This window comes from Robertkochia solimangrovi (assembly GCF_007279655.1).
Taxonomy (GTDB): Bacteria; Bacteroidota; Bacteroidia; order Flavobacteriales; family Flavobacteriaceae; genus Robertkochia; species Robertkochia solimangrovi.
Window position 1 is genome coordinate 540,536 of sequence record NZ_QKWN01000001.1, and the last position, 26,598, is coordinate 567,133.

Consider the following 26,598-nt stretch of genomic DNA (forward strand, 5'->3'; position numbering starts at 1 on the left):
TTGATCATTTTTTTAAAATCTGTAATGGCGGACTAGTAATTACGCTTCTGCTGTTCGTAACACCGATAAGGAGTATTAAAAGTGTAACGGTAGGCAGCAAAACGACAAACGGGAATAATGAGGGGGTAAAGGTAGTTTCGAACATATACACCGCCAGTAACTGACTTGCGAGAAGGGAGAGTAGGATTCCGGATAATGCACCTAATAATCCCAGATAAAGATATTCAAGTGCAACAATGGAAAGTATCTGTTTACCTCGTGCACCTATAGTTCTGAGGAGAACACTTTCTTTGATCCTTTGATATTTACTGCTTCTGATGGATCCCAACAATACGATAATTCCGGTGATGATACTGAAAGAAGCCATGAACTTGATGATCCAGGAGATCTTGTCTAGCAGATCCTCGATTACAGAGACGACCTGTCTCAGATCCAGAATAGAGATATTTGGATAGGCTGAAACTAGTTTCTTTTGCAGGTTCGCGGCACTTTCCGGAGTGGCAGATTTGCTGGTGATCACACGAAATTGTGGGGCATTTTCAAGTACACCGACCGGGAATACGATCGAAAAATTGGGCTGCATCCTACTCCAGTCAACTTTTCTTATTCCGGCGATCCGGGTATTCATCATCAATCCCTGCACATTGAACTTCACGGTATCCCCGACGTTGACCATCGCACTTTCCGCAAAATTTCGGCTTACCGTTACCGGAATCATTTCCCGTGAGGAAACAGCAGGGACGAATTCACCTTCTTCCAGTACTTCTGTATCTATCATGTGATCGCGATAGGTTACCCTGAATTCGTGATTAAGGATCCAGCGATTAATATGGGAAGTGGTATCCTTCCGTATAAGATCAGCGGGTTTGCCATGGAGCTCGGCTACGCGCATGGTGATGATCGGTATATTGTCAAGTACCGGATTTCCCGTTTCCTCAATGGTGTTAACAACCGCTTCTGACTGGTTCGATTGTACATCGAGAAGTACAATGTTCGGACTGGCTGAATCATTCTTTATGGAAGCCTCGGCAAGCAGCAGGTCACCTGAAAAATAAAGGGTACTTATCAGGAAAGTACCGGTTCCGATGGCCAGTATGAGTATAAGGGTCTGGTTTTGTGGTCTGAACAAATTGAGCAAACTCTGCCGGGCTTCGAAACTCCATTGAGAGGGGAAAAAACGTTTCACAAGTTTGATAAAAATTCTTCCGATTCCACTCAGGATTCCAAAAGTGACTGCAACACCGGCGATAAATGACAGGGCATATTTCCAGCTTCCCAACAGCCAGTAACATATGAGCAGTAGTGTAATTACGATACTGGCGATCACATAAAATCCGGTGCGACCGGCTCCTTTGGTGTTCTCATCACTGACCCTCAGCACCTGAAGTGGAGATACCTGCCATGTACTAATCAAGGGATGTAGTGCAAAGAGTATCGCCATCAGCATACCAAGTAAAATACCGGTTAGAATGGCACGGGGAGAAATGGAGATCACCAGGTCAACCGGGATGAGGTCATGCAACAGGTATGGAAAAAGATACTGAAGCATCACTCCTATAGCACTTCCTATAATACCACCGCAGAGTCCGATGAATCCAACCTGGATCAGATAGATCATAAAGCTCTGCTCCTTGCTGGCGCCGATACATTTGAGCATAGCAATAGAGGGAAGTTTTTCTCTTATATACAATTGGATCGAACTGGCCACCCCTACACATCCGAGGAGTAAGGCTATAAATGCTACCAGATTCAGGAATTTACCAAAATTTTCATAGCGTCTTCCAAGTCGTTGGCTGGTAGAATTATGTGTGTCAAGATCGGCATCTTCGGCATCCAATACCGGGTCGATCTTCTTATCCAGTTCCTCCAGATCTGTATCGGGGCCGGATTTAAAATAAAATTCATAGTTCACACGGCTGCCCAATTGAATAAGTCCGCTTTCTTCGGCTGCTTTCAGAGGGATGATGACAGGTGGGGCAATGGCTCCAAAAAAGGTTGAACTTCCCGGTACGGAAATAAGGGATCCGGCTATTCTTAATTTACTTCTTCCGAGTTTGATGCTGTCTCCCGGCTTTAGTCCGAATTGTAACATCAGCGTCGCATCTACGAGTGCTGTATTATCCTCTTGGTAGGATTCTGCTGCTGCTGCCGGATCGGTTTCCAGTTTACCATAAACCGGGAATTGTCCTGAGAAACCTCTGACCTCAACTAGTTTTGTGGAGGATGTAGAAGAAAATGCCGCCATGGAAGAAAAGCTTGTCTCCTCAGCCTGGGGATTCAGAGAGTCTATAATATGTCTGACCTTTTCATTCGGATAATTATCACTATCGATAGTATAGTCGGCACCCATCAATGCTTTTGATTGTAGTGCAATATTATTGTTCAGGTTGTCACCGAAAGATTGAATGGAAACCAGTGCAGCGATTCCAAGAACGATGGAAGCCATGAACAGTGCAATCTTGCTAACACCTGATCTGCCATCCCGCCAGGCCATTTTAAAAATCCATGCTAATCCGGGTTTAGAGTGCTTTTTACCCATGAGCAACCGAAATTTCGTCAGCGATCTTTCCTCCCCGTATCCTCAGAATATGATCGGTCTTTTGTGCGAGTTCCATATCATGAGTAACGATGACCAGTGTGGTTCCCGCCTGGTTGTTTAGGTCAAATAGCAGCTCGATAATCCGGATTCCGGTATCGGAATCCAGATTTCCGGTAGGTTCATCGGAGAATAGTATTTCCGGATCATTGGCAAAAGCACGGGCTAATGCAATTCGTTGTTGTTCACCTCCTGATAATTGTGAAGGGTAATGGTGTCCGCGATCCGATAATCCGACCTTCTCAAGGAGTTCAAGACCTTTTGATCTTGCGTTCTTATCACCGAGAAGTTCAAGAGGAATAATGATGTTTTCTAATGCTGTGAGAGTGGGGAATAATTGAAAATCCTGAAACACGAAGCCAACCTTTTGGTTACGAAGCATTGCTCTTTCGTTCTCATTCATTTTTGTCAGATCCTCTCCACAGAGAACGATCTTTCCATCATCGGCATAATCGAGTCCGGCACATAATCCTAACAAGGTGGTCTTTCCGCTTCCAGAGGGGCCTACGATAGAGAATGTCTCTCCTTTTTTGATTTCAAAGCTGATGTTATCAAGTACTTTTAACCTGTTGTTTCCGTTGGCATACGATTTACTCAGGTTATCGATCGTTAAAATTTTATCCATCTTTTGTAATTTGCGGGATATGCATTGGTTAAACAAATTAAGGAAATGATTTTGAATAGATCGGTTTATAGAATGTTAATGGTGGTTTCCGGGATGTTTTTATGTGCCCTGACTGCCTGTAAGGATTCAGAAAAAAAGGAAAACAGCACAGAAAGTTCTGTGGAGAATACATTAGAAAAGCAGGAAGATGCGATAATATCGGAGGTAGAAGCAAAAAAAGGCACCATCCTGTTTTTTGGAAATAGCCTTACAGCGGGTATGGGTTTGGCTCCCGAAGAATCATTTCCTGCGCTTATTCAAAAGAAGATAGATTCATTAGATTTACCCTATACGGTGGTGAATGCCGGTCTTAGTGGTGAAACCACGGCAGCCGGGAAGAACCGGCTTGACTGGGTGCTGGACCAACCCGTGGCTGTTTTTGTATTGGAACTGGGAGCTAATGACGGACTCCGGGGGATTCCTTTATCCGAAACGCGTGCGAATCTTCAGGAAATCATCGATAAGGTGCGTGCCAAAAGCGAAAATACTGACATTATACTGGCCGGTATGCAATTACCTCCCAATCTGGGTGTTGAATATACCGAAGAGTTTAAAAATATATTTCCGGAGTTGGCAGTGAAAAACGAGGTGAAACTGATTCCATTCTTATTAAAGGATGTGGCTGCTATTCCGGAGTTGAATCAGAATGATGGGATCCATCCGACTGCTGAAGGACAGAAGATCGTCGCTGGTAATGTTTGGGAAGTTTTGAATGGATTATTACATCAGTGATTCTGAATGCAACTTATCGAACCGTTAAAGATTCATTCATATGACCGTAAAAATAAAAAGCCACCTCATTTGAGGTGGCTTTTCCATAGCTACTATTATTTATTCGACCTGCCTTAGATCTAATTAAATGGGATGATCTTGTCAATGATGTGTAACACACCGTTGGTTGCCTGAATGTCTTTTGTAACAATCTTGGCAGAACCGTTGATGATATATTCACCATTGGCATTCTTGGTGATAGTGATTTGGTTGTCGACTCCGGCCTGAATAGTGCCTTTTTCGACAAGTTGTTCAGCTGTGAACGCACCACCCGCCACGTGATCGATGATTAAGTAGGTCAATTCAGACCCTTCCGGAAGCGGACCGTAGCTATCAAATGCAGCGTTGTTCGGGGCAAACACTGTATAAGGACCATCTTCCTCAAGGGTGCGATCTACTTCAAGAGTGGTCAGGAACTCTTCGAGTTTAGATAGTTCCGGACGCTCTTCGATTAACTCACTCAATTTCTTTGTAGGAGCTTCAGTAAGTGTGGTTACTGTTACCTGATTGCTTTGAGAAGACATGTTTCCGGCTTCGTCAAAGGCGTACACTACAAAGTTATAGTTTGTTCCAGCCGTTAACCCTGTTACATTGAAGTACGTGTTACCGGTGGTTGTTCCTACCTTAGATCCATTCTGATGGATCTCATATCCTGTTACAGCTTTGTTATCGGTAGCAGCATTCCAGTTAAGGGTCAATGATGATTCCTTAATGTTGCTGGCCTTTAGGCCGCTAACGGCTGTCGGAGCTTCTGTATCCGCAGCTTCTTTTGTTGTCACCTCAAGTACGTCGCTTACTGCACCTTGGTTTCCTGCTGCATCCTTAGCTCTTACGGTGATCTGGTACACAGTTCCACCGTTCAATCCATCCAGTGTAAAGGCAGTTCCCTCAGTCACATTTCCTTTTACGGCACCGTTTACAAGTACATCGTAAGATGCGATACCGATATTGTCGGTTGCCGCAGTCCATTTGATCGTGATACTGTTTTCAGTGATGGTTACTGCTTGCAATCCGGTTACCTTGGATGGCGCCTCCGTATCCTCTACAGCTTTTGTGGTAGGAGACACAATGTTACTGGCTTCAGAGGCATTACCTGCAGCATCTTTAGCGACAACTTTGAATGTGTATTTGGTAGCACCTTCAAGTTCAGTGATCGTAACGGTAACTTTGTCACCGGTCACGGTTTTAACCACAGCACCATTCTGGTAAACATCGTATGCTGTTACACCAACATTGTCTTCGGATGCCTTCCAGGTTAAGGTTACCGCGCTTTCAGTGATGTTTGATGCAGCGAGGTTTGCAGGAGCCGTTGGTGCCTCTTTATCTTCTCCGGCCTTAGTAGTAGCAGATACGATGTTACTTGCCTCAGATGCATTATCAGCAGCATCTTTAGCTACGACTTTGAAATTGTATTTTGTATCCGCATCAAGTCCGGTAATCGTAACGGTAACTTTATCACCAGTCACGGTTTTAACCACGGCACCATTCTGGTATATGTCGTATGCTGTTACACCAACATTGTCTTCGGATGCTTTCCAGGTTAAGGTTACAGCACTTTCAGTGATATTTGATGCAGTCAGGTTTGCGGGTGCTGTTGGCACTTCTTTATCTTCTCCGGCCTTTGTGGTAGGAGATACTACATTACTCGCGTCTGAGTTATTGCCAGCTTCATCTTTAGCTACGACTTTGAAGTTGTATTTAGTACCTGACTCGAGACCGCTGATCACAACGGTGTTCTTATCTGCAGTCACCGTTTTAACGAGTGTACCATTCTGATAGATATCGTAAGCGGTCACCGCTACATTATCCTCAGATGCATTCCAGGTCAACGTCACTTCTGTTTCTGTGATGTTTGAAGCTGCAAGGTTCGCAGGAGCCGTTGGGGCCTCAGTATCTGCACTTACCTTTGTCTGTACAGTTACCACATTACTCGCCTCAGAAGCATTCTTGGCAGCATCTCTGGCAACTACTTTGAATTTATACTCTTTTCCTGATTCCAGTGCGTTTATAACTATTGTAGTAGCCGTTGCATCCTCAAGAGTTTTGACGATAGTACCGTTTTGATAGATATCATAAGCAAATACCGCTACATTATCTTCGGATGCTTTCCAGGTTAGCTTCACTGACGTTGCAGTGATCTCACTGGCTGTGAGGTTCGAAGGAGCTGTTGGCGCTTCAGTATCTTTTAATTCATTGGTTTTTACAGTAACAATGTTACTGGCTTCAGATGCATTATCGGCAGCATCTTTAGCAATAACCTTGAACTTGTATTCCGTCACCGACTCAAGTCCGTCGATAGAAATCGTGGTTACGTCACCTTCAACAGTTTTAACGACTTTATCATCCTGTAATATATCATACGTATTTACGCCGACATTGTCTTCAGCGGCAGTCCAGCTCAGTTTTACTGAATTTGCGGTAATATTACTCGCTTTAAGTGCCGTAGGGGCGGAAGGAGCTTCAGTATCTTTTTCAGCAGCCGTGGTAACGTTGAGCAATTCACCTTCATCAGAGAAATTGCCTGCGCTGTCTTTAGCCAAAACTGTAAATTGATATTTTGTGCTGCTTTCCAGGTCGGATACCTTATAGGTAGTTTCTCCATCGGAATATCCAATGCTCTCTCCATCCTTATATACTTCATAATTCGTCACTTCAACATTATCCGTTGAAGCATCCCATGAAAGAGTAACAGAATTGGTAGTTATCTGTGTAGCGATGAGACCGAAAACTGCGCTTGGGGCTTCTTTATCTGAAGGTTTAATCAGATCTTCAAAATCTTCGGTTTCACACGAAACAAAAATTGAGGCAATAATTGAGAATAGGGCCATGCCTCTCAGTAGGTTAAATTTCATAAATTTTTCTTTAGTTAAATTTATTAATCGGGGCTTCCTTAAAATTGCACTTCTGCAATCGACATTAATAGTTTTACGGGCAAAAACTATTTTCGGATCTCAATAATTCTAACTTTAACATTTGCAGTTGTAAGTTACGTTAAATCAGTCTAATAAGCTAATTTTCTACGCAAATGACTCTTAAATATGACAGTAATTAGGAAAAAACTCACAGTTTTGAGTATGAAGTAAAATATTTTCTATGTTTTATCGACGAAATGCATGTCTATATCGACCAAATAACCACCTGAAAAGGCATTTTAGTATGGATTTTTTTTTGAAAACTTACCCGAAAAAGTATTTTCGGAAGATCCAAAATCTGATTTTAAGAAGAAATTGCGGTGGTTAAACAGGAGTTTCTTAGGTGAAGATCCATTCCTGTTAGGTCATATTTTATTTCAGACCCGAGGCACTGATACCGAAGAGGGTGCTGTTATGCGGTCTGAAGTTCTGCTGAAATTGGTTAAATGCTATATACTGGTTGTCGAATCTTGTAGGAAAACCATAATCATCGGTATATTATCGTAATATAACGTGTAGTTTATCCTTGTTTTTGTGTATTTTATCAGGCGGCTGACACAAATATGGTAGGAATATTCAATTTTTGCTGATGATAGCGCTAAATATCGAATAATCAGTAAAGTACTACTAATATTCCTTTTGTAATGAACGTATCGCGACTGCGGGTTCTTCTTCTATTACTTCCTTGGCTGTTCAACTTCGGTTATTCCCAGGATCATCGTTTGAGGAGAGCCGACGAAACATATGAGCAGCTCGATTTTATAAAGGCGATCCGTCTTTATGAACGTCTGTTGCATAAAGGATATCGTTCTGAAACCATCTACGAAAATCTTGGTAATTCCTATTATTATACTTCTTCTTATGAAGAAGCTGCAAAGACTTACCGTCTCCTTTTCGGAATGTCCCGGGAACTGAAATCCGATTATTATTTCAGATATGCGCAATCCTTGAGATCTTCAGGACGTTATCAGGCTGCAGATTCAGTAATGCAGGATTATTATCAAAAAAATAGTGCAGTAGCAGTAGATTCTTCCGCAATTACCGGAGATTACCGTGAAAGGATTCGCAGGGTTTCCGGACGCTATGCGGTTACCAATCTTCCTTTCAATTCCGAATACTCTGATTTTGGAGCAATCTATAAAAAGGACCGTGTGATTTTTACTTCGGCCAGAGATACAGGGTTCCTCGCAAAGAAAAGACATAGTTGGGACTATCGCACTTTTCTTGATCTCTACAGTATACCTTCCGACGGAAAAGGACATTTCGGGGTTCCTGCAAAGTTATCGAAGGAACTCAACAATCGGTTCCATGAAAGCAATGCTATTTTTACCAGGGATGGTAAACGCATGTTCTATACCCGAAATTACTACGAAGGAAGACGTGCAGGTCGCGATGATGCCGGGATTACACGCCTGATGATCTATACGGCTAAACTGGATGATAAAGGAGAGTGGGTTGATGTACACCCGATCTCCATTTGTGAAAAAGGATATTCTACGGCTCATCCAGCGTTAAGTCCGGACGAAAAGTATCTGTTCTTTGCATCCGACAGATCCGGATCCCTTGGGCAATCAGATATTTTCTATGCGGCAATTCTCGGTGATGATGAGTTTGGAGAAGTAAAGCCACTGAAGGGAGCGGTTAATACCGGAGGACGTGAATCATTTCCCTTTATAGGGGATGACGGACAACTGTATTTTGCCAGTGACGGACATCCTGGTCTGGGAGGGTATGATATCTTTACTGCCGAACTCAACGATGATATGTATGCTGTTCATGTTACTAATATCGGGGCGCCTGTGAACAGTCGGTGGGATGATTTTTCGGTTTCACTTAACCCGGGTTCGCGAGAAGGATTTTTTGCAAGTAACCGGGAAGGAGGAAAAGGAAGCGATGATATTTATTCCCTGGTGAAAGTTGAGAAACTTCGTGACCTGAAAGGAGTTTTACAGGATAGTACTGCGCGGGTACCTATTGCCGGGATACCGGTTGAGTTACGGTCTAAAGACAGCCTGTTATATAGCGTGGTAACCGACAGCCTGGGTGCATATAGCTTTCCGGATCTAAAGGAGGATTCGGAGTATGTGATCCGTGTTGATCAGAAAGAATATGAATTAAAGGAAATTCAGGTACCTGAAGGCAATGATAAAAGATTTGATGCCAATCTCAATCCGGTGAATGCTTCTGCAACTCTGGAAGAGCTTTTAGATTTCGATGCTATCTATTTTGCTTTCGACCGGTCAGATATCAATGCATCTTCTGCTTCGGAACTCGATAAGCTTGTTGCTTATATGAAAGAAAATGATGGGTTGGTGCTGAACATCACTTCTCATACGGATAGCAGAGGAGCGGCTGCTTATAATCTGAAATTATCCGAACGCAGGGCGCAGGCTACCCGTGATTATCTGGTTGCGAATGGTATCTCAAAAGATCGTATCGAAGCGATTGGGATGGGTGAGAAAGAACTAATCAACGAATGTGGAGATGGGGTGAAATGTTCTGCTGCGAGTCATCGTGAGAACAGGAGGTCAGAATTTCAACTGTATCGACAGACCTCCGAAACCATGAACGGAAACGGAGGCTGATCGGCTTTTAAGAGCGAAGTTCCATCAGGCGGGCCACATATTTACCCACTACATCAAATTCCAGATTGACTTCGGTTCCTATTGTATATTGATTGAAGATCGTATGATCATAAGTGTAAGGAATGATGGCAACACTAAAGCTGTCTTTGTTGGAATCAACAACTGTAAGGCTGGTTCCGTCAATAGTGATCGAACCTTTTTCAATGGTCATATTACTTTTTGACGGGTCATAGGTGAACGTAAATCTCCAGCTACCTTCTTCATTAGCGATCGCTGTACAGATCCCGGTTTGGTCAACATGTCCCTGTACGATATGTCCGTCGAGACGATCTCCGAGTTTCATAGCTCTTTCCAGATTTACTTTTTGTCCGGCTTTAAGAGATCCGAGTGCCGTTTTGTTAAGGGTTTCCTGTATAGCGGTAACGCGATAGGTATCACCTTCGATAGCTACGACTGTAAGGCAAACCCCGTTATGGGAGACACTTTGATCGATCTTTAGTTCATGGGTGATATTGCTCTTAATCGTAATATGGAGGTTCTCCTGTTCCTTTTCCAGTGATATGATCTCACCTAACTCTTCTATTATTCCGGTAAACATTCTATTTTATTAGTTAAATTTGCGTAATTGCAGCAGCAATTTATGAGGGTATAAAGATACGGAAAGCTTTGCCCTGTAAAAAGGCAATTTAATAGAATAAAAGCATTGCATATGAAAAATGATGAACCTATCAGAGTAGGGATCTCTGTAGGCGACCTGAACGGGATCGGTTGTGAGATCATCCTGAAGACCTTTGAGGATAACCGCATGCTTGATTTTTGTACACCGGTGATCTTCGCTTCCACCAAGGTAATGTCATATCAGCGAAAATTGCTGAATATCAATATGGCCTATCATGGAGTGGATAAATCGGAGAACATAGTGGATGGTAAGATCAATATAGTTAATGTCTGGAAGGAGACACCGAATATAGAGCCGGGAAAAGAAACTTCGGAAGGAGGTAAGTACGCATTTCTTTCATTGAAGGCGGCTACCGAAGCACTGAAAAAGGATCAGATCGATGTATTGGTGACCGCACCGATCAATAAGCATAATATTCAATCGGATAAATTCAAATTTCCGGGACATACCGATTATCTGGCCAAAGAACTGGAAGGGGAATCCCTTATGTTTATGGTTACCGATGATCTTAAGGTAGGATTGATGACCGATCATGTGCCGGTTAAGGATGTTAGCAAGGTGATTAATGCGAAACTTATCCGTAAAAAATTACAGCTGATCAATGCATCACTGATCACCGATTTCGGAATCCGCAGACCGAAGATCGCCGTTTTAGGGATCAATCCACATTCTGGAGATAACGGAGTGATCGGAAAAGAGGATGATGAGGTGTTGAGACCGGTAATCACAAAGATGAATGAAGAGGGTATGTTGGTTTACGGGCCATATTCTGCCGATAGTTTCTTTGGAACAGGAAATTATAAGAAATTCGATGCTGTACTGGCTGCATATCACGATCAGGGACTCATTCCATTTAAGACCCTTTCTTTCGGGAGAGGGGTAAACTATACGGCCGGACTCAGGAAAGTGAGGACGTCACCAGACCATGGTACTGCTTATGAGATCGCCGGAAAAGGCGAGGCAGATCACCATTCTTTCGAGGAGGCGGTTTTTACTGCGATTAGTATTTTCAGAAACAGAGAAGAATACGCGGAATTGACCGAAAATCCTTTGAAAAAGCTATCTGTAAAGTTATAAACAAAAAAAAGTTGATAACATTACTATGATTTATAAAATTTTATATCTTTGCACCCGCCTTATCTCTAAGGAGATGGCAATTAAAACTGTTGTTTAAAATGATGAAGCTAAAGGAGTTCGATATTCCTTTTGTAGGATTGAAACAAGGTAAACACCAGTTTGAGTATCAAATTGACAAGTCGTTCTTTGCTGCTTTTGAGTATACCGAGTTCAACGATGCGAAAGTAGAAGTTGAGATTGAGCTACAAAAAGGGAGCACGATGCTGGAGCTGTTCTTTAAGGCGAAGGGTTCAGTTAATGTTAACTGTGATCTTTCCAATGAGCCATTTGACCAGAAGGTGAAGGGAAAACTTCATCTGGTGGTTAAGTTTGGTGAAGAATACAATGATGAAAATGAGGAGTTGCTCATCATTCCGTTCGGAGAACATCAGATTAACGTCGCGCAGTATGTTTATGAACTGATCGTATTATCGGTTCCTGCGAAACGGGTTCATCCCGGTATCAAAGACGGAACTTTGTCAACGGAAATATTACAAAAGCTCGAAGAGTTTCAACCGAAGGAAGATAATAAAAAATATGACGGGGATACAGATCCTCGTTGGGACACATTGAAGAAACTATTAACGGATAAATAAGATTTAAAATGGCACATCCTAAGAGAAGACAGTCCAGTACAAGGAGAGATAAAAGAAGAACGCACTATAAGGCGTCGATGCCTCAAATTGCTACTGACCCTACTACAGGTGAATCGCACGTTTATCACAGAGCACACTGGCATGAAGGTAAGCTTTACTACAGAGGTCAGGTACTCATCGATAACACTACAGAAGAAGTAGCGTAACGATATCAGAAGATAAAAAGTTAAAACTCTCACGGTGGTGAGAGTTTTTTTATACAAAACTTTTGTATCCGTCAAAAACAATTTATTTTGCGCCATTATTCGGATAAAAATTAGTAATTTCGACTAATTTTTATCGAATTTTGCACGTTTTTGTCCAAAACTTAGCGAATTATGAGTGAACTAAAAGCCGCTATCTCGGCTGTGGGAGCTTACGTTCCCGAATTTGTGTTGACGAATCAGATGTTGGAGAGCATGGTGGAGACCAATGATGAATGGATCACTTCCAGAACCGGCATTAAACAACGTCACATATTAAAAGAAGAAGGTAAGGGAACTTCTTTCCTTGCTATTAAAGCCGCAGAAGACCTACTTAATAAAAGCGGACTTGATCCTAAAGAAATAGATATGGTAATCGTAGCTACAGCTACGCCCGATCTTCCCGTTGCTGCAACCGCAGCTTATGTCGCTTCTGAAATCGGAGCAACGAATGCATTCGCTTATGACCTGCAGGCTGCATGTTCCAGTTTTTTATACGGAATGTCTACAGCAGCAGCTTATATCGAATCAGGAAGATATACCAAAGTATTACTGATCGGTGCGGATAAGATGTCGTCAATCATTGACTATACTGACCGTACGACCTGTATTATTTTTGGTGACGGTGCCGGGGCTGTTCTTTTCGAACCGAACACCGAAGGACTCGGACTTCAGGATGAATATCTCAGAAGTGACGGACATGGAAGAGAGTTTTTGAATATCGAAGCCGGAGGATCTATTTTACCGACAACAGCGCAAACTGTTCAGGAAGGAAGGCATTTCGTTCACCAGGATGGAAAGACCGTATTTAAATTCGCGGTTTCCAATATGGCTGATGTTGCCGAAAAGATCATGGTACGCAACAATCTTACCAGGGATGACGTTCAATGGCTGGTACCTCACCAGGCAAATAAGAGGATCATCGATGCAACAGCCAATCGCGTTAATTTGGATGCTGAAAAGGTAATGATCAATATTCATAAGTATGGAAATACGACTTCCGCAACCCTTCCCTTGTTGCTCAATGATTATGAGAAACAATTGAAAAAAGGTGACAATCTTATCTTTGCCGCTTTTGGAGGAGGATTTACCTGGGGGTCTATTTACCTGAAGTGGGCTTATAACTCTTAAAAACAAATACACTAAAACTAATAGAGGAATCATGGATTTAAAAGAAATTCAAAGTTTAATCAAATTCGTGGCTAGATCCGGCGCAAGCGAAGTAAAGCTTGAAATGGAAGATGTAAAGATCACCATTAAAACCGGCGGAGATGATGAGAAAAGAGGTGAAACAACCACCTATGTTCAACAGATCCCCGTTAATCAGGCTATGCCACAGCCTCAGATGCTACCTCAAACTTCAGCTCCGGCCCCTGCCGCTGAAACTCCGGCTCCTGCCGCAACAGAGGAAAACAGTAAATATATCACGATCAAATCTCCGATCATCGGTACGTTCTATCGCAGACCTTCTCCGGATAAACCTAACTTTGTAGAAGTTGGTGATACCATATCTCAGGGTGACGTTCTGTGTATTATTGAAGCGATGAAGTTATTTAATGAGATCGAATCGGAAATTTCCGGAAAGGTTGTTAAAATTTTGGCTGAGGAATCTTCACCTGTTGAATTCGATCAGCCTTTATTTTTGGTAGATCCCTCATAAGTTTAATCATATTATCCAAGCTCCAAATCATCCCCCGGATGTGTTTGTTTTTTGAGATATGAAAATTGCGTGATATGTTTAAAAAAATTCTAATTGCAAACAGAGGTGAGATCGCACTACGTGTGATCAGAACCTGCAAGGAGATGGGGATCAAAACCGTTGCGGTTTATTCCAAAGCCGATGAGGAAAGCCTTCATGTGCGTTTCGCAGATGAGGCTGTATGTATAGGTCCGCCCCCGTCGAAAGACTCTTATCTGAAAATTTCCAATATAATCGCTGCAGCAGAGATCACGAATGCAGATGCTATCCATCCTGGATATGGCTTCCTTTCTGAAAATGCTAATTTTTCAAGAATTTGTAAGGAACACGGTATTAAATTTATCGGTGCATCTCCTGAAATGATCGAAAAGATGGGAGATAAGGCTTCGGCCAAGGCGACCATGAAAGCTGCTAAAGTACCTACCGTTCCCGGTTCAGATGGAATCCTTGAATCTTATGAGGAGGCTATAAAAGTAGCCCGTGAAATGGGATATCCTGTTATGCTGAAAGCTACTGCCGGAGGTGGTGGTAAAGGAATGCGTGCAGTATGGAAGGAAGAAGACCTGCAGAAAGCACTTGCCAGTGCACAACAAGAAGCCGGTGCAGCCTTCGGAAACGATGGTATGTACATGGAAAAACTCATCGAAGAACCTCGCCATATCGAGATTCAGGTAGTAGGTGATCAGTATGGAAAAGCATGTCACCTTTCTGAAAGAGATTGTTCCGTACAACGTCGTCATCAGAAACTGACTGAGGAAACACCTTCTCCTTTTATGACCGATGAACTTCGTGATCAAATGGGTAAGGCAGCCGTTAAAGCTGCGGAATTCATCAAATATGAAGGTGCCGGTACTGTTGAATTCCTGGTAGATAAACACAGGAATTTCTATTTCATGGAAATGAATACACGTATTCAGGTAGAACACCCGATCACAGAACAGGTGATCGATTATGACCTGATCCGTGAACAGATCATGGTAGCTGCCGGAGTACCGATCTCTGGTAAGAACTACATTCCAAAATTACATTCTATCGAGTGCCGTATCAATGCGGAAGATCCTTATAATGACTTCCGCCCGTCTCCGGGAAGAATTACTACCCTACATGCTCCGGGAGGGCATGGAGTACGTCTCGATACACACGTTTATGGTGGTTATGTGATTCCGCCGAATTACGATTCGATGATCGCTAAACTGATCACTACCGCACAAACCCGTGAGGAAGCGATCAATAAAATGAAACGCGCTCTTGATGAATTCGTAATTGAAGGTATTAAAACGACTATTCCTTTTCACAGACAATTGATGGATGAGCCTGATTATATCGCAGGAAATTATACCACCAAGTTTATGGAAACTTTTAAAATGAATCCTCCTTCAGAAGAAGCCTGAGGCATTCATTGAGTGTAAGATTTAAATTGAAAGTTATATATATTTGGCAGGTTAGCATGCGCTAACCTGCCTTTTTTTATTCAGAAAGCCGTGCCAGCTTACGGCCCGTATGACTGCCCAACGCAATACCCATGCCGCTGAGGCGAACGCCGCAATATACATTTTCGGAGAGTTGCCGTAAGATCGGCAGTTTGGATTCTCCGACCCCCATGATACCGCTCCAGCGATGATCGATGGTGAAATCGGTCTCCGGAAGGATCACCTCTCTCAAGAGCGTTTCCAGTTTGTTTTGAATCAAAGGTGTTTCCCCGAATTCTTCGGTTTGTTCTCCTCCAATATCCAGATTCCTACCTCCGCCGAACAAAACACGACCATTTATATTCCTGAAATAATAGTATCCCTGATCGATATGAAAGGTGCCTTTGAATTTGAGTTTGGGAATTACTGAGGTGATCAATACTTGTGCTCTCGCCGGTTTGATCTCGTCATCGAGCAGGTTCCTGGCGAAGCCATTGGTCGCAACGAAAAGTTTTCCGGACTGGAAACCACCGAGATCAGTCTCAAGGTGAACCTGGTTGTTCAGCTCTTCGAAGGTATGCAGGGTTACCCCATAAAGTATATGGATCGATTCACTGATGCATTTACGATGCAGTTGGCTCATCATCATTCCAGTATCGATCTGGCCTTCATAGGCACTGTAAAGCATATGATCCTGAATACGTCGGAATCCGAACTTATTCTCCTTAACCTCGAATACCTTTTTTCCAAAGACAGGCTTCAGGATCTTATTGAGACGTTTCCGGTTCTCCAGGCAGGCTTCGAAAAATTCAGGATCTCCCTTTATAAAGAGTTCGTAGCCGCCATAGTTCTTATAGCCAATATTTTTATCGCCAAGGTTCTGACGTAAGAGCTGAATGCCTTTATAACGCATTTCGACAAGGCTCCGCATTTCATCTTCAGTATGCTGGTTCATATCACTTAGCAGCTCTGAAGCGCTGCCAAAACAAGCGAAACCTGCATTCTTTGTACTGGCCCCTTTAGGTAATAGGCCGCGTTCCAATACCACGATCTTGGCTTTAGGCTCACGCTTGCGCAGCGCAAGTGCACAATTGAGTCCTACAATGCCCGCTCCCAGGACTACATGATCGACCTTACTGAGATACGTTTTGAGTTCCCACCAGGATAGTTCGTGGTTACCCTACCCCTCTGTGCGATCCTGGCTCAGAGGGAATGTTTTTTATGGTTGTTTTCATTCGTAGCATATAATTTGCTTTAAATAATGTCATACGAAGCCTCCTTTAAGGTCTAAATCGGTGAATTTTTACAGTTGGGGGAATTCGTAATACTTAAAGATAAGTTTTTTGGTCGATTTTTTCAGAATGTATTTTTAAGTATGTTAAGCGCTGATATACAATGTTATATGAAATGAGATTCGCTGGGGTATTCATCAATTGTATAATCGGTCCTCTACTAGAGTGAATTCGTTTTTAAAAATTAACAGAATTATCAAGCAACCTTTTGTGGTTTTCTGCATTTACTAGAAAAGAACTTAAACTTGAATATGATGAAAATGAATTTTTTCAGAACTTCTGCCATCACGTGTATGGCAATATTTGCTTTGGGGTGTAATAATGATGATACCAATGAATGCGATCAGAACTTTACCGGTGCACTGCAAACGGAGGAACAGGATTTGGTAGGAGAGTGGCGTCTAACCTCTGCAACAGCTGAGGATGAGATCGATCTTACCGATGATGGTGAAGAGAATCCAACGACCGATCTTTTCATACAATTTGAGGAATGTCAGCGGGATATAGCATATAACTTCGAGAGCGACCGTGATTTTACGTATCTGATCGGGTATAATAATACCGAATGCGAAAGTAGTCGTGATGGTATTGCCGGTACCTGGAAATATGAAGCAGGAGTGTTGAGTATCCGTTCCGGATGTTCCTTTGGAAATATGGTAATCACGCTTAACGATAGTGATACTGCCTTCACCATCTCCGAGGTGAACCGAATCAGAGACGTTCAGAATGTAGTTGTGGAAACAACGATCACGTATACGTATACCCGATACTAAGGTTCAGAGGTTAAACATTTAGATTTATCGGTATTAAAAGGGACTTTTCGTAAATTCGGGAAGTCCTTTTCGCATTTAAAAATGAAGAATTCAGAAGTATCAAAAGCTACCATCATCCTGTTTTGCCGTGAACAGCTGGCCAGGGATATCTCCGGGATAAGAACGCAATTGCTGGACATAGAGGAAGCACTTTCGGGTGAGACAAAAAGTACGGCCGGTGACAAGCATGAAACGGGAAGGGCTATGCTTCAGTTAGATCGTGAACAATTAGGGGAAAGGCTACTCAAAGCAGAGAAAGCACAACAAGAATTCGAACGATTATTGTATGGATCCGATCCGAAGGAGTTGTACATACGGCCTGGGAAACTGGTTTGTACCGACAAAGGCTATTTTTTTATCGGACCTCCCTTGGGGAAACTGAATATAGATGATGTTCACGTATTTGCGATCTCTCCGGGTTCTCCCTTAGCTATAGCATTCATGGGGAGAGGGGCTGGTGATCATTTAGATTTTCGGGAAACTATTTACCGGATCATTTCGGTTGATTAAGACGGCTTTTGATCAGGGACGCATTAGCCGACAATTGTAATCGGGAGCCAGGCTCAACCGGAGCTTTTGTTTTGAACAATATCTTTTTTCGGCCACAATTTGCTTCCGTAAGGTAACCATTACCTTCGTAAAAGGACTGGCGTATAGTTACGGGGACTCCGCCGTTCTTCACAGCAAAAAGCTCTTCTGGATATAAGAGTACCTTATCTTTAGGATCTCCTTCAAAATATTTCATGGAAATATCATTGACTTCACCGAAAAGTCCGGCCACATATTTATTCTTCGGAAACTGATACAGGTTATAAGGAGTGTCCAGCGCTACGGGCTGGCCTTTTTTAAGTACAAGGGTGCGGTCTGAGTAGGATAAGCTATCGGTGTTTTCATGGGTTGCAACGATACAACTGATCTTATTTTCCCTCAGATAACTGAACAATTGCCTTCTGAGTTTGTTCTTTTTATTATTATCGATATTGCTGAATGGTTCATCGAGCAATAACAGTTTTGGTTCTTTGGCTAACACTCTGGCCAGGGCGATACGTTGTTGTTGACCGCCGCTTAGTTCATTTGGTTTTTTGCCGGTATGATCCTGCATGTCCACCAACTCCAGAAGTTCCTGTATACGCGCCTTTTTCTTTTTTAGATAGAAGTTGGAGAGGTATTTGCCGATATGTTCTTCAATGGTCAATGTATGCTGCAGGTCAAAATCCTGAGCCTGATATTTCATAAAGTCTTCTCCCGGAACCAGATGGTATAGCGGACCCAGAAGTTTCTCACCGTTCCAGGTTAGTTCACCTTGATCCACATGAAGTAATCCATAGATGATTTTAAGTAAGGTGCTTTTACCGGATCCGCTTTCACCGATGATCGAGAGCTGTTCTCCCGCCGTTAGTTCGAAGTTGATCTTGTGCAACACTCTGCGGTCATCATAACTAAAACTCAGATTGGAAACTTTCAGCATATCTTGTAGAATAGATGCAATATTACTAATATAATTATGAACAAACAGGATTCCTTCAGCAGTAAAACACGGCTAAAATTATTCTCCGGATTCTCTTTAAATTAAAAAGCCGCCTGATCATCAGGCGGCTTGCGCATATTTAAGTAAACCATCGGTTCTACCCTTTCAGCTTATTCAGAACTGCCTTATTAGGAAGTTCAGTATAACCCATATTGTAAAAGGTAAATCCGAAGATATCGGCATATTGCTCTATGGTCTTGCTTACGGGAGTTCCCGCACCATGACCGGCATTTGTTTCAATTCTGATAAGTACAGGGTTATCACCTGCTTGTTTTTCCTGAAGTTCTGCTGCAAATTTAAAGCTGTGCGCCGGTACTACACGATCATCATGGTCACCGGTGGTCACCAGGGTTGCAGGATATACGGTTCCTGCTTTAACATTATGCACCGGTGAATATCCTTTCAGATATTCGAACATTTCCTTGCTGTCTTCTGCAGTTCCGTAATCGTAGGCCCAGCCCGCACCAGCGGTAAAGGTATGATAACGCAGCATATCCATGACGCCAACAGCAGGTAGGGCAACTTTCATCAGGTCCGGACGTTGTGTCATCGTCGCACCTACCAATAATCCGCCATTTGAACCACCTCTGATGGCCAGATGTTCCGGATTGGTATAGTTTTCCTTAATCAGGTATTCTCCTGCAGCGATGAAATCATCGAATACGTTTTGTTTTTGCATCTTAGTTCCTGCGATATGCCACTCTTGTCCATATTCACCACCTCCACGCAGATTCGGGACCGCATAGATTCCTCCCTGCTCCATCCAGACAGCCATAGCCGTACTGAAGGAAGGGGTGAGGCTGATGTTGAATCCGCCGTAACCGTAAAGGATGGTCGGATTCATTCCGTTGCGTTCAATTCCTTTTTTATACGTGATGATCATCGGTACTTTCGTACCGTCTTTAGAGTTGTAGAACACCTGTTCAGAAACATAGTCTTCACTATTGAAATCGATATCCGGCGTATAATACACAGCAGAAGTTCCGGTTTCAGGGTCGTACGTATAAATACTTCCCGGATTGTGGTAATTGGTAAAGGAATAATAGAGTTCTGTGTCTTCCTTTTTACCGTTTATACTGCCTGCACTTCCAGCTCCTGGTAGTTCGATCTCACGGATCTTATTCCCGTCGTAATCATATTGGTAAACTTTGGATATAGCGTCGACCATATATTCCGTAAAGAAATACCCGCCACCCTTGGAGGGAAGTAATACATTTTCGGTTTCAGGGATGAAATCTACCCAGTTTTCCGGTGACGGATCTGCGGCATCAACGGTCACGATCTTTTTATTCGGTGCATCCAGATTGGTGAGGATATATAATTTACTTCCCACATTTTCAAGAATAGAAGTGTCGCTGTCTGTGTCACCAACAATAGTGATCAGAGGTGCATTTTCCTGAGTCAGATCCTTTATGAATAGCTTGTTTCCGGTAGTGGAGATCGACGCTGTGATCACCAGATAGCGATCATCATTCGTTACATATCCACGTACATATCTGTGTTTTTCTTCCGGTGTTCCGCCAAAGACCACTTTGTCTTCGCTTTGTGGTGTGCCCAGTTTATGGTAATAGAGTTTATGTTGATCGGTTTTTGCCGATAACTGGCTGCCTTCAGGCTTGTCGTAGCTACTATAGTAGAGACCTTCCTCTCCTTTCCATGAAACTCCGCTAAACTTAGCATCCACGATAGTATCTTCAATGATCTCCTTTTTAACAGCGTCCATGATAATGATCTTACGCCAGTCACTTCCGCCTTCAGAAATGGAATAAGCAACGAGTTTACCGCTATTGGTAAAGCTCATGCCAGAAAGGGAGGTGGTACCGTCATCGGAAAACTTGTTGGGGTCAAGAAACACTTCCTCTATTCCTTCAGCATCCTTTCTGTATACGACATATTGATTTTGAAGTCCGTTGTTCTTGCTGTAATAATAGAAGTCACCTTCCTTTCTTGGGGCGGTGATCTTTTCATAGTTCCATATTTGTTTTAAGCGGTCTTCCAGCTGTTGTCTGAAGGGTATCTTTTCAAGATAATTGAAGGTAACAGCATTCTCTTCTTTAACCCATTCAGCAGTTTCTTCAGACATATCGTCTTCCAGCCAGCGATACGGATCTTTTACTTCGGTGTCAAAATAGGTATTGACACTATCGGCTTTTTTAGTGGTAGGATAGTTCAAGGTAATGGAATCTTTATTGGTTTCGGAATTACAAGCGGTGATGATCAGGCAAAGCCCCGAAAGTCCCATTAGTTTAGTTTTCATGGTTGATTTTTGCTTAAAAATAAGGATTAGAATGTTAGAGTAACGTTAAAACTGACAAATCAGCGTATTATAGAAGAAGATGTGATGATTTTACACTTTGAAGCATATAAAATTAGTGGAAATTCAATGCGAATACGGTGAGGTTTGAAATGACTGGGATTACTATCAGTGGAACCTCAATGGCTACTCCACATGCTGCTGGAGTGCTGTTATTGGGAAATCCCGGAACTGACGGGACGGTTTCCGGTGACCCTGATGGTAATCCCGATCTGATCATCGTTCATTGATCTGTTATAAAATAGCAAAGGGGACCCGATGGTCCCCTTTGCTTATATATATAACTAACAGATCTAAACCAATTCGTTGGCTACAAGATATTCTGCGATCTGAATCGCGTTAGTAGCAGCACCTTTTCTTAAGTTATCAGCTACAACCCACATATTCAGTGTGTTTGGTTGTGATTCGTCTCTTCTGATACGACCTACAAAAACATCGTTCTTCCCTTCTGCATAAATCGGCATCGGATAGGTATTGGTCTCCGGATTGTCCTGAACCGTAACCCCCGGGGTTTGATTAAGAATGCTTCGAACTTCGTTCAGATCGAAATCTTCACTAAACTGTACGTTGATCGATTCACTATGTCCACCAACTACTGGTATACGTACGGCAGTTGCAGTTACCTGAATCGCTGGATCTACGATCTTCTTGGTTTCTTTAACCAGTTTCATTTCCTCTTTGGTATATCCGTTTTCTTCGAACACATCACAATGCGGTAACGCATTTCTGTGGATCTGATAAGGATAGGCCATTTCACCCTGAGTTCCGGTATATTCATTTTCCAGTTGGGTCACCGCTTTAACACCGGTTCCGGTGATCGACTGGTAAGTCGATACGACAACGCGCTCAACCCCATATCTTTTGTGTAAAGGAGCCAGAGCCAGTACCATTTGAATGGTTGAACAGTTCGGGTTTGCGATGATCTTATCGTCAGCGGTCAGCTGATCAGCGTTGATCTCAGGAACTACCAGTTTTTTATCGGGATCCATTCTCCAGGCAGAAGAATTGTCGATTACAGTGGTTCCTGCTGCAGCAAATTTTGGTGCCCATTCCAGGGAAGTACCTCCACCTGCTGAAAACAGGGCAATGTCTGGTTTCGCCGCAACTGCAGCTTCAAGACCGATCACCTTATAGGTGCTTCCGTTAAATTCGATCTCCTTTCCTACTGATCGCTCAGAGGCTACAGGAATTAATTCGGTTACAGGGAAATTTCTTTCCGCAAGTACTTTTCTCATTACCTCGCCAACCATTCCGGTTGCTCCAACTACGGCTACTCTCATATTCTAAATTTTAAAACTCCCGCAAAATTAAGCTTTTCCTTAAGTCTGTCAATAAAAAAGATATTTATTAATTAAAAAATAACACAATGTTATAAATATAACAACTTGTGTGAAAATATACTATTGTGTCGTTTATTCTCCGATTGTGGATTCTGGGAGGGATATTCCGATACATTTAGAATTGATGAATGTCAAACTTAAATTATTGGGGTTATTATGCTCGGTTACTGGTTCCTGTAAAAGTTACAGGCTGTTACTTATATTAAAAAAAGAACCACCTTTTCGGGGTGGTTTAGTTAAACATTTCGTGTAGCGGATGTTCTGACGCTCAGAAAATATCTTGAATAATTTTATTTCGTTTTGGATCCCTATTCTGGGATGGTATAAAGATAGGTAAAATTTTATCTGCTGATGCATAGGGAAGTGATGATACTGCTCCAGATTTCTCGGGACACCTTCGGCAATGGCGGAATAAGTTTCCGTTTGGCATTCTGTCAGGTTAATTTATAGGAAATTATTTTTTTCCTTTTTAACCGCGGGTTTTCCGCCGATAACTACCACAAATTCACCTCTGGGAGCGTGGTGAGTGAAGTGATCCAACACTTCCTGAAGACTTCCTCTGACGGTTTCTTCATGTAATTTGGACAGTTCACGGGAAACGCTCACCGGTCGTTCAGATCCGAAATAAGTGATAAAGTTTTCCAGGGTCTTCAACAGTTTGTGGGGAGATTCATAAAAAATCATTGTCCTAGCCTCATCAGCAAGCTCAGTAAGCCGCGTTTGCCTCCCTTTTTTGACGGGAAGAAATCCTTCAAAGAGAAATCGATCATTGGGGAGTCCGCTGTTCACCAGGGCAGGCACAAATGCCGTGGCACCCGGAAGGCACTCTACATCAACACCCGCTTCCACACATGCGCGAACCAACAGAAAGCCGGGATCAGAAATAGCAGGAGTACCCGCATCACTAATCAGGGCAACGGTGGTACCTTCCTGGATTCTTCTGACGATCTGCTCCACCGTTCGATGTTCGTTATGCATATGATGACTCTGCATCGGAGTAGATATCTCCAGATGTTTTAGCAACTTTCCGCTGTTGCGCGTATCTTCTGCTAAGATCAGATCGGCTTCCTTCAGGATACGGATCGCTCTGAGGGTGATATCTTCTAAGTTTCCGATGGGTGTGGGTACGACAAATAATTTAGACATGCTGCAAAAATAATATCATCCGACAGCGGGGCGAAAGATTTTTAGGAAAACTTCTTTTCTACGATCTGCATGAAGCGCACCTCATAATCTTCTTTGCCTTCCCAGCCATTATGGTCAGGGCGTACCATATCACGAATGAATGCATCCGCTTCGGAATAATCCTCCATCGTATTGATCTGCGAGATCACACGGGTATAATCATCGGCATTTCCGTCGAACAGATGCTTGATGAAAGCGATCTTATCATTGAGTCCGATATGAAGACCCGGATTTAACCGATCGTTCAGGGAACGTATCTTCTCTGCAACGTTATTTCCGGAAAGAGAAGTCATATCAGGGGTTACCGTATCCATGTCACGTTTAACAAAGGTGGGCTCTGTTGTAAAATCAGCCAAAATATCATCCAGTGATTCTTCTGCTTCTTCTTCCGGCATTTCACTGATCATATCTTTAATGGTATCCATCACCGGAGTGATCAGGTTATCCTCATGCGGATTATTCTCCGGGATATCACTGTTTCCGCTCAGTACGGAATTCGCCAACTCTTCAAAACGTTCCCCAACTTCACTTTTTTCCGGAGCGGAAGGCATGATCAGCTCTCCAAACTGACCTTCCACGAATTTAAGAAGTGTGAGGTTCTCGTAAAGCTTTCTGGCTTCAAGTTGCATTTGGGCAAGATCATCGGTGCCATCCATTTGCACAATTTTCTGTGCCAGTCGCTTCAGATCTGCTTCAAGTTTCTTTCTCATGATTACTTTTATTTAAGTCCGGTCACTTTCCGGAGCAATTTTTTGGTCCTAAAACGAGATATAAGATAAAAAATAATCTTTAAACAGGTAAAGTTCCTGAGATTAAAGATGTGAAAATACGGGGAACTCTCCTTAGTTCCAAATCCGTTATTTCCATGGTGTAATTTAATTCGGAATTCATTTACACCGACCAGAATTTATTGCTTAAGTTTGTTAAATTCATAACGGAAGATTTAATTAATTGTTACACAGGCCGAAAAAGCATGTTTCTCGAAAATACGGTAAATCATAAAGAGCAGTTTGGGTGGATTGAAGTAATATGTGGTTCGATGTTCTCGGGAAAGACCGAGGAATTGATCCGCCGTTTGAGACGTGCACAGTTTGCAAGACAAAAAGTTGAGATCTTCAAACCGGCCATCGATATTCGCTATGATGATGAGATGGTGGTATCGCACGACTCCAATGAGATCCGATCCACACCAGTACCTGCAGCGGCTAATATCCGACTTCTGGCAGACGGATGCGATGTGATCGGAATCGATGAAGCACAATTCTTCGATGATGAAATTATTTCGGTTTGTAATGACCTCGCCAATAAAGGGATTCGCGTGATCGTTGCAGGACTCGACATGGATTTTAAAGGGAATCCCTTTGGTCCCATGCCGGCTTTGATGGCCACCGCAGAATATGTAACCAAAGTTCATGCGGTTTGTACCCGTACCGGAAACCTCGCTAATTATAGCTTCAGAAAATCGAATAACGAGAAGCTCGTAATGCTGGGAGAAACGGAAGAATATGAGCCACTGAGCCGTGCAGCTTTTTACAAAGCCATGTTAAGAGAAAAGGTGAACAAGATGGAAGTCAATGAACCCAAAGAGGTTTCAACCAAGGACCAGACGAAACACAACGATGAATAAGGCCAGGGAAACCGTGCTCGAGATCGATCTTGGAGCACTGGAACATAATTACAAATACCTCCGATCGAAACTCAATTCCGAAACCCGTTTTCTTTCGGTGGTTAAAGCCTATGCCTACGGAAGTGAAGTTCAGGGAGTGGCCAAGAGACTGGAAGCACTGGGAACCGACTATTTCGCCGTTGCCTATACCTCCGAAGGAATCACTCTCAGAGAAGCAGGTATTACCAGGCCGATACTGGTACTGCATCCCTTGCCGGCACATTTCGAAGATATCATTCGGTATAACCTTGAGCCTAGCTTATATAATAAATATGTGCTCAATGAATTCATCAGGTCTGCCAGAAAATTACATTGCAGTGAGTATCCCGTGCATATCAAGATCAATACCGGATTAAACCGACTCGGATTCTGGGAGAATGACACTGACCTGATTACGGAAGAACTGGAGCATGCTCCTGAACTTAAGATTCGTTCCATCTTCTCGCATTTGGCGGCATCTGAAGATAAGAATGAAAGAGAATTCACTCTCGGACAAATAAACAGTTTTAAAAATACGGCTGCACGTCTGATCAAAAAACTCGGCTATAAACCTTTGTTACATCAGCTGAATACCTCAGGTATTCTCAATTATACCCATGAGGCAGAATTCGATATGGTAAGAAGTGGTATCGGACTTTACGGATTCGGTAACGAAGCGAAATATGATCAGGAACTAAAACCTGTTGTAAGTCTTAAAAGTGTTATTTCTCAGATACATGATATTGAACCCGGTGAAAGTGTAGGGTACAACCGATCATTTATCGCCGACAGTTACCGAAGAACTGCCACCATTCCGGTTGGGCATGCCGACGGCATTACCCGAATCTACGGAAACCGAAAGGGCGAACTGAGTATTCATGGGAAGAAAGCTCCTATCATTGGAAATGTCTGTATGGATATGCTGATGGTCGATATCACAGATATTCCGTGTTCGGAAGGTGATGAAGTCATCATATTTGGAGAAAGTCCAACCGCAGCAGAGTTTGCGGAAAGAGCCGGCACAATCAGCTACGAACTACTGACTGCGATATCTCAACGCGTAAAACGTGTTTTGATAAATGAAACAACTTCGCCATAATACCCTGCGTAAGGGAGTTTCGTCACTTTTTTGTGCACAAGCGTACTTAAACCTTTAACTTCTCCAATGCCAGTTCCTTATTGTAAAATACCCCAAATGGGGTATTGTTAGCTA

23 protein-coding genes are annotated in these 26,598 nt (G+C 42.8%); 13 read left to right on the top strand and 10 right to left on the bottom strand.

Features of this window, described 5'->3' with window-relative positions; all coding sequences use genetic code 11:
* Positions 1-4 precede the first annotated feature (4 nt).
* Together DMZ48_RS02305 and DMZ48_RS02310 are read right to left on the bottom strand one after the other, a co-directional pair.
* Positions 5-2,539 (bottom strand): ABC transporter permease, encoded by a 2,535-nt coding sequence (locus tag DMZ48_RS02305; RefSeq protein WP_242009082.1) that lies wholly within the window; start codon positions 2,537-2,539, stop codon positions 5-7.
* On the bottom strand, positions 2,532-3,221 hold the full coding sequence (locus DMZ48_RS02310) for an ABC transporter ATP-binding protein (protein WP_143953479.1): 690 nt from the start codon (positions 3,219-3,221) through the stop codon (positions 2,532-2,534). The genes DMZ48_RS02305 and DMZ48_RS02310 overlap by 8 nt, the downstream gene beginning before the upstream one ends.
* A 45-nt stretch (positions 3,222-3,266) precedes the next feature.
* Here DMZ48_RS02310 and DMZ48_RS02315 point away from each other — a divergent pair, with 45 nt between their 5' ends.
* A complete protein-coding gene (locus tag DMZ48_RS02315; RefSeq protein WP_242009083.1) occupies positions 3,267-3,992 on the top strand; it encodes an arylesterase in 726 nt (241 codons plus the stop codon).
* Between the two features lie 119 nt (positions 3,993-4,111).
* On the opposite strand, the gene DMZ48_RS02320 is transcribed toward DMZ48_RS02315, so the two are convergent.
* Positions 4,112-6,883: a fibronectin type III domain-containing protein gene (locus DMZ48_RS02320; protein WP_143953480.1), complete on the bottom strand. Its 2,772-nt coding sequence runs from the start codon at positions 6,881-6,883 to the stop codon at positions 4,112-4,114.
* A 704-nt stretch (positions 6,884-7,587) separates the two neighbouring features.
* Here DMZ48_RS02320 and DMZ48_RS18825 point away from each other — a divergent pair.
* Positions 7,588-9,528, top strand: a complete 1,941-nt coding sequence (locus DMZ48_RS18825) for an OmpA family protein (protein WP_143953481.1) — start codon at positions 7,588-7,590, stop codon at positions 9,526-9,528.
* 7 nt (positions 9,529-9,535) lie between these two features.
* Here the strand turns inward: DMZ48_RS18825 and DMZ48_RS02330 are convergent, their stop codons facing one another.
* Positions 9,536-10,126 carry a riboflavin synthase gene (locus DMZ48_RS02330; RefSeq protein ID WP_143953482.1) on the bottom strand — a complete coding sequence of 197 codons (591 nt, stop codon included), beginning with the start codon at positions 10,124-10,126 and terminating at the stop codon, positions 9,536-9,538.
* A gap of 111 nt (positions 10,127-10,237) precedes the next feature.
* Between DMZ48_RS02330 and pdxA the strand changes: the two genes are divergently transcribed.
* From pdxA to accC, 6 genes are all read left to right on the top strand, one after another.
* Entirely contained in the window at positions 10,238-11,284 is a 1,047-nt protein-coding gene (pdxA, locus tag DMZ48_RS02335) for a 4-hydroxythreonine-4-phosphate dehydrogenase PdxA (protein WP_143953483.1), read from the top strand.
* 98 nt (positions 11,285-11,382) lie between these two features.
* Positions 11,383-11,919: a YceD family protein gene (locus tag DMZ48_RS02340; RefSeq protein WP_143953484.1), complete on the top strand. Its 537-nt coding sequence runs from the start codon at positions 11,383-11,385 to the stop codon at positions 11,917-11,919.
* Between the two features lie 8 nt (positions 11,920-11,927).
* Positions 11,928-12,125 carry a 50S ribosomal protein L32 gene (gene rpmF / locus DMZ48_RS02345; RefSeq protein ID WP_143953485.1) on the top strand — a complete coding sequence of 66 codons (198 nt, stop codon included), beginning with the start codon at positions 11,928-11,930 and terminating at the stop codon, positions 12,123-12,125.
* Positions 12,126-12,296: 171 nt separating this feature from the next.
* Positions 12,297-13,292 carry a beta-ketoacyl-ACP synthase III gene (locus tag DMZ48_RS02350; RefSeq protein WP_143953486.1) on the top strand — a complete coding sequence of 332 codons (996 nt, stop codon included), beginning with the start codon at positions 12,297-12,299 and terminating at the stop codon, positions 13,290-13,292.
* A gap of 31 nt (positions 13,293-13,323) precedes the next feature.
* Positions 13,324-13,821 carry an acetyl-CoA carboxylase biotin carboxyl carrier protein gene (gene accB / locus DMZ48_RS02355; RefSeq protein ID WP_143953487.1) on the top strand — a complete coding sequence of 166 codons (498 nt, stop codon included), beginning with the start codon at positions 13,324-13,326 and terminating at the stop codon, positions 13,819-13,821.
* A gap of 74 nt (positions 13,822-13,895) precedes the next feature.
* Positions 13,896-15,251: an acetyl-CoA carboxylase biotin carboxylase subunit gene (accC, locus tag DMZ48_RS02360; protein ID WP_143953488.1), complete on the top strand. Its 1,356-nt coding sequence runs from the start codon at positions 13,896-13,898 to the stop codon at positions 15,249-15,251.
* 76 nt (positions 15,252-15,327) lie between these two features.
* Here the strand turns inward: accC and DMZ48_RS02365 are convergent, their stop codons facing one another.
* Positions 15,328-16,386, bottom strand: a complete 1,059-nt coding sequence (locus DMZ48_RS02365) for an NAD(P)/FAD-dependent oxidoreductase (RefSeq protein ID WP_143953489.1) — start codon at positions 16,384-16,386, stop codon at positions 15,328-15,330.
* A 435-nt stretch (positions 16,387-16,821) separates the two neighbouring features.
* Between DMZ48_RS02365 and DMZ48_RS02370 the strand changes: the two genes are divergently transcribed.
* Both DMZ48_RS02370 and DMZ48_RS02375 read left to right on the top strand, forming a co-directional pair.
* Positions 16,822-17,334, top strand: a complete 513-nt coding sequence (locus DMZ48_RS02370; RefSeq protein WP_162558651.1) for a DUF5004 domain-containing protein — start codon at positions 16,822-16,824, stop codon at positions 17,332-17,334.
* A gap of 81 nt (positions 17,335-17,415) precedes the next feature.
* Positions 17,416-17,883 (top strand): hypothetical protein, encoded by a 468-nt coding sequence (locus DMZ48_RS02375; RefSeq protein ID WP_143953491.1) that lies wholly within the window; start codon positions 17,416-17,418, stop codon positions 17,881-17,883.
* On the opposite strand, the gene DMZ48_RS02380 is transcribed toward DMZ48_RS02375, so the two are convergent.
* Together DMZ48_RS02380 and DMZ48_RS02385 are read right to left on the bottom strand one after the other, a co-directional pair.
* Positions 17,867-18,841, bottom strand: a complete 975-nt coding sequence (locus tag DMZ48_RS02380) for an ABC transporter ATP-binding protein (protein ID WP_143953492.1) — start codon at positions 18,839-18,841, stop codon at positions 17,867-17,869. The genes DMZ48_RS02375 and DMZ48_RS02380 overlap by 17 nt on opposite strands.
* A 157-nt stretch (positions 18,842-18,998) precedes the next feature.
* Positions 18,999-21,158 carry a prolyl oligopeptidase family serine peptidase gene (locus DMZ48_RS02385; protein ID WP_143953493.1) on the bottom strand — a complete coding sequence of 720 codons (2,160 nt, stop codon included), beginning with the start codon at positions 21,156-21,158 and terminating at the stop codon, positions 18,999-19,001.
* Positions 21,159-21,307: 149 nt separating this feature from the next.
* On the opposite strand from DMZ48_RS02385, the gene DMZ48_RS02390 reads away from it, so the two are divergent.
* Entirely contained in the window at positions 21,308-21,445 is a 138-nt protein-coding gene (locus tag DMZ48_RS02390; RefSeq protein WP_199287924.1) for a hypothetical protein, read from the top strand.
* A 63-nt stretch (positions 21,446-21,508) separates the two neighbouring features.
* Here DMZ48_RS02390 and DMZ48_RS02395 read toward each other — a convergent pair whose 3' ends face one another.
* The 3 genes from DMZ48_RS02395 to DMZ48_RS02405 all read right to left on the bottom strand — a co-directional run bounded on the left by DMZ48_RS02395 (position 21,509) and on the right by DMZ48_RS02405 (position 24,450).
* Positions 21,509-22,495, bottom strand: a complete 987-nt coding sequence (locus tag DMZ48_RS02395) for an aspartate-semialdehyde dehydrogenase (protein ID WP_143953494.1) — start codon at positions 22,493-22,495, stop codon at positions 21,509-21,511.
* Between the two features lie 504 nt (positions 22,496-22,999).
* Positions 23,000-23,701, bottom strand: a complete 702-nt coding sequence (gene rsmI, locus DMZ48_RS02400; RefSeq protein WP_143953495.1) for a 16S rRNA (cytidine(1402)-2'-O)-methyltransferase — start codon at positions 23,699-23,701, stop codon at positions 23,000-23,002.
* Between the two features lie 41 nt (positions 23,702-23,742).
* Entirely contained in the window at positions 23,743-24,450 is a 708-nt protein-coding gene (locus tag DMZ48_RS02405) for a hypothetical protein (protein ID WP_143953496.1), read from the bottom strand.
* Between the two features lie 263 nt (positions 24,451-24,713).
* Here DMZ48_RS02405 and DMZ48_RS02410 point away from each other — a divergent pair, with 263 nt between their 5' ends.
* Positions 24,714-25,367: a thymidine kinase gene (locus tag DMZ48_RS02410; RefSeq protein WP_143953497.1), complete on the top strand. Its 654-nt coding sequence runs from the start codon at positions 24,714-24,716 to the stop codon at positions 25,365-25,367.
* Positions 25,360-26,484 (top strand): alanine racemase, encoded by a 1,125-nt coding sequence (gene alr / locus DMZ48_RS02415; protein WP_143953498.1) that lies wholly within the window; start codon positions 25,360-25,362, stop codon positions 26,482-26,484. The genes DMZ48_RS02410 and alr overlap by 8 nt, the downstream gene beginning before the upstream one ends.
* Positions 26,485-26,598: the final 114 nt, after the last annotated feature.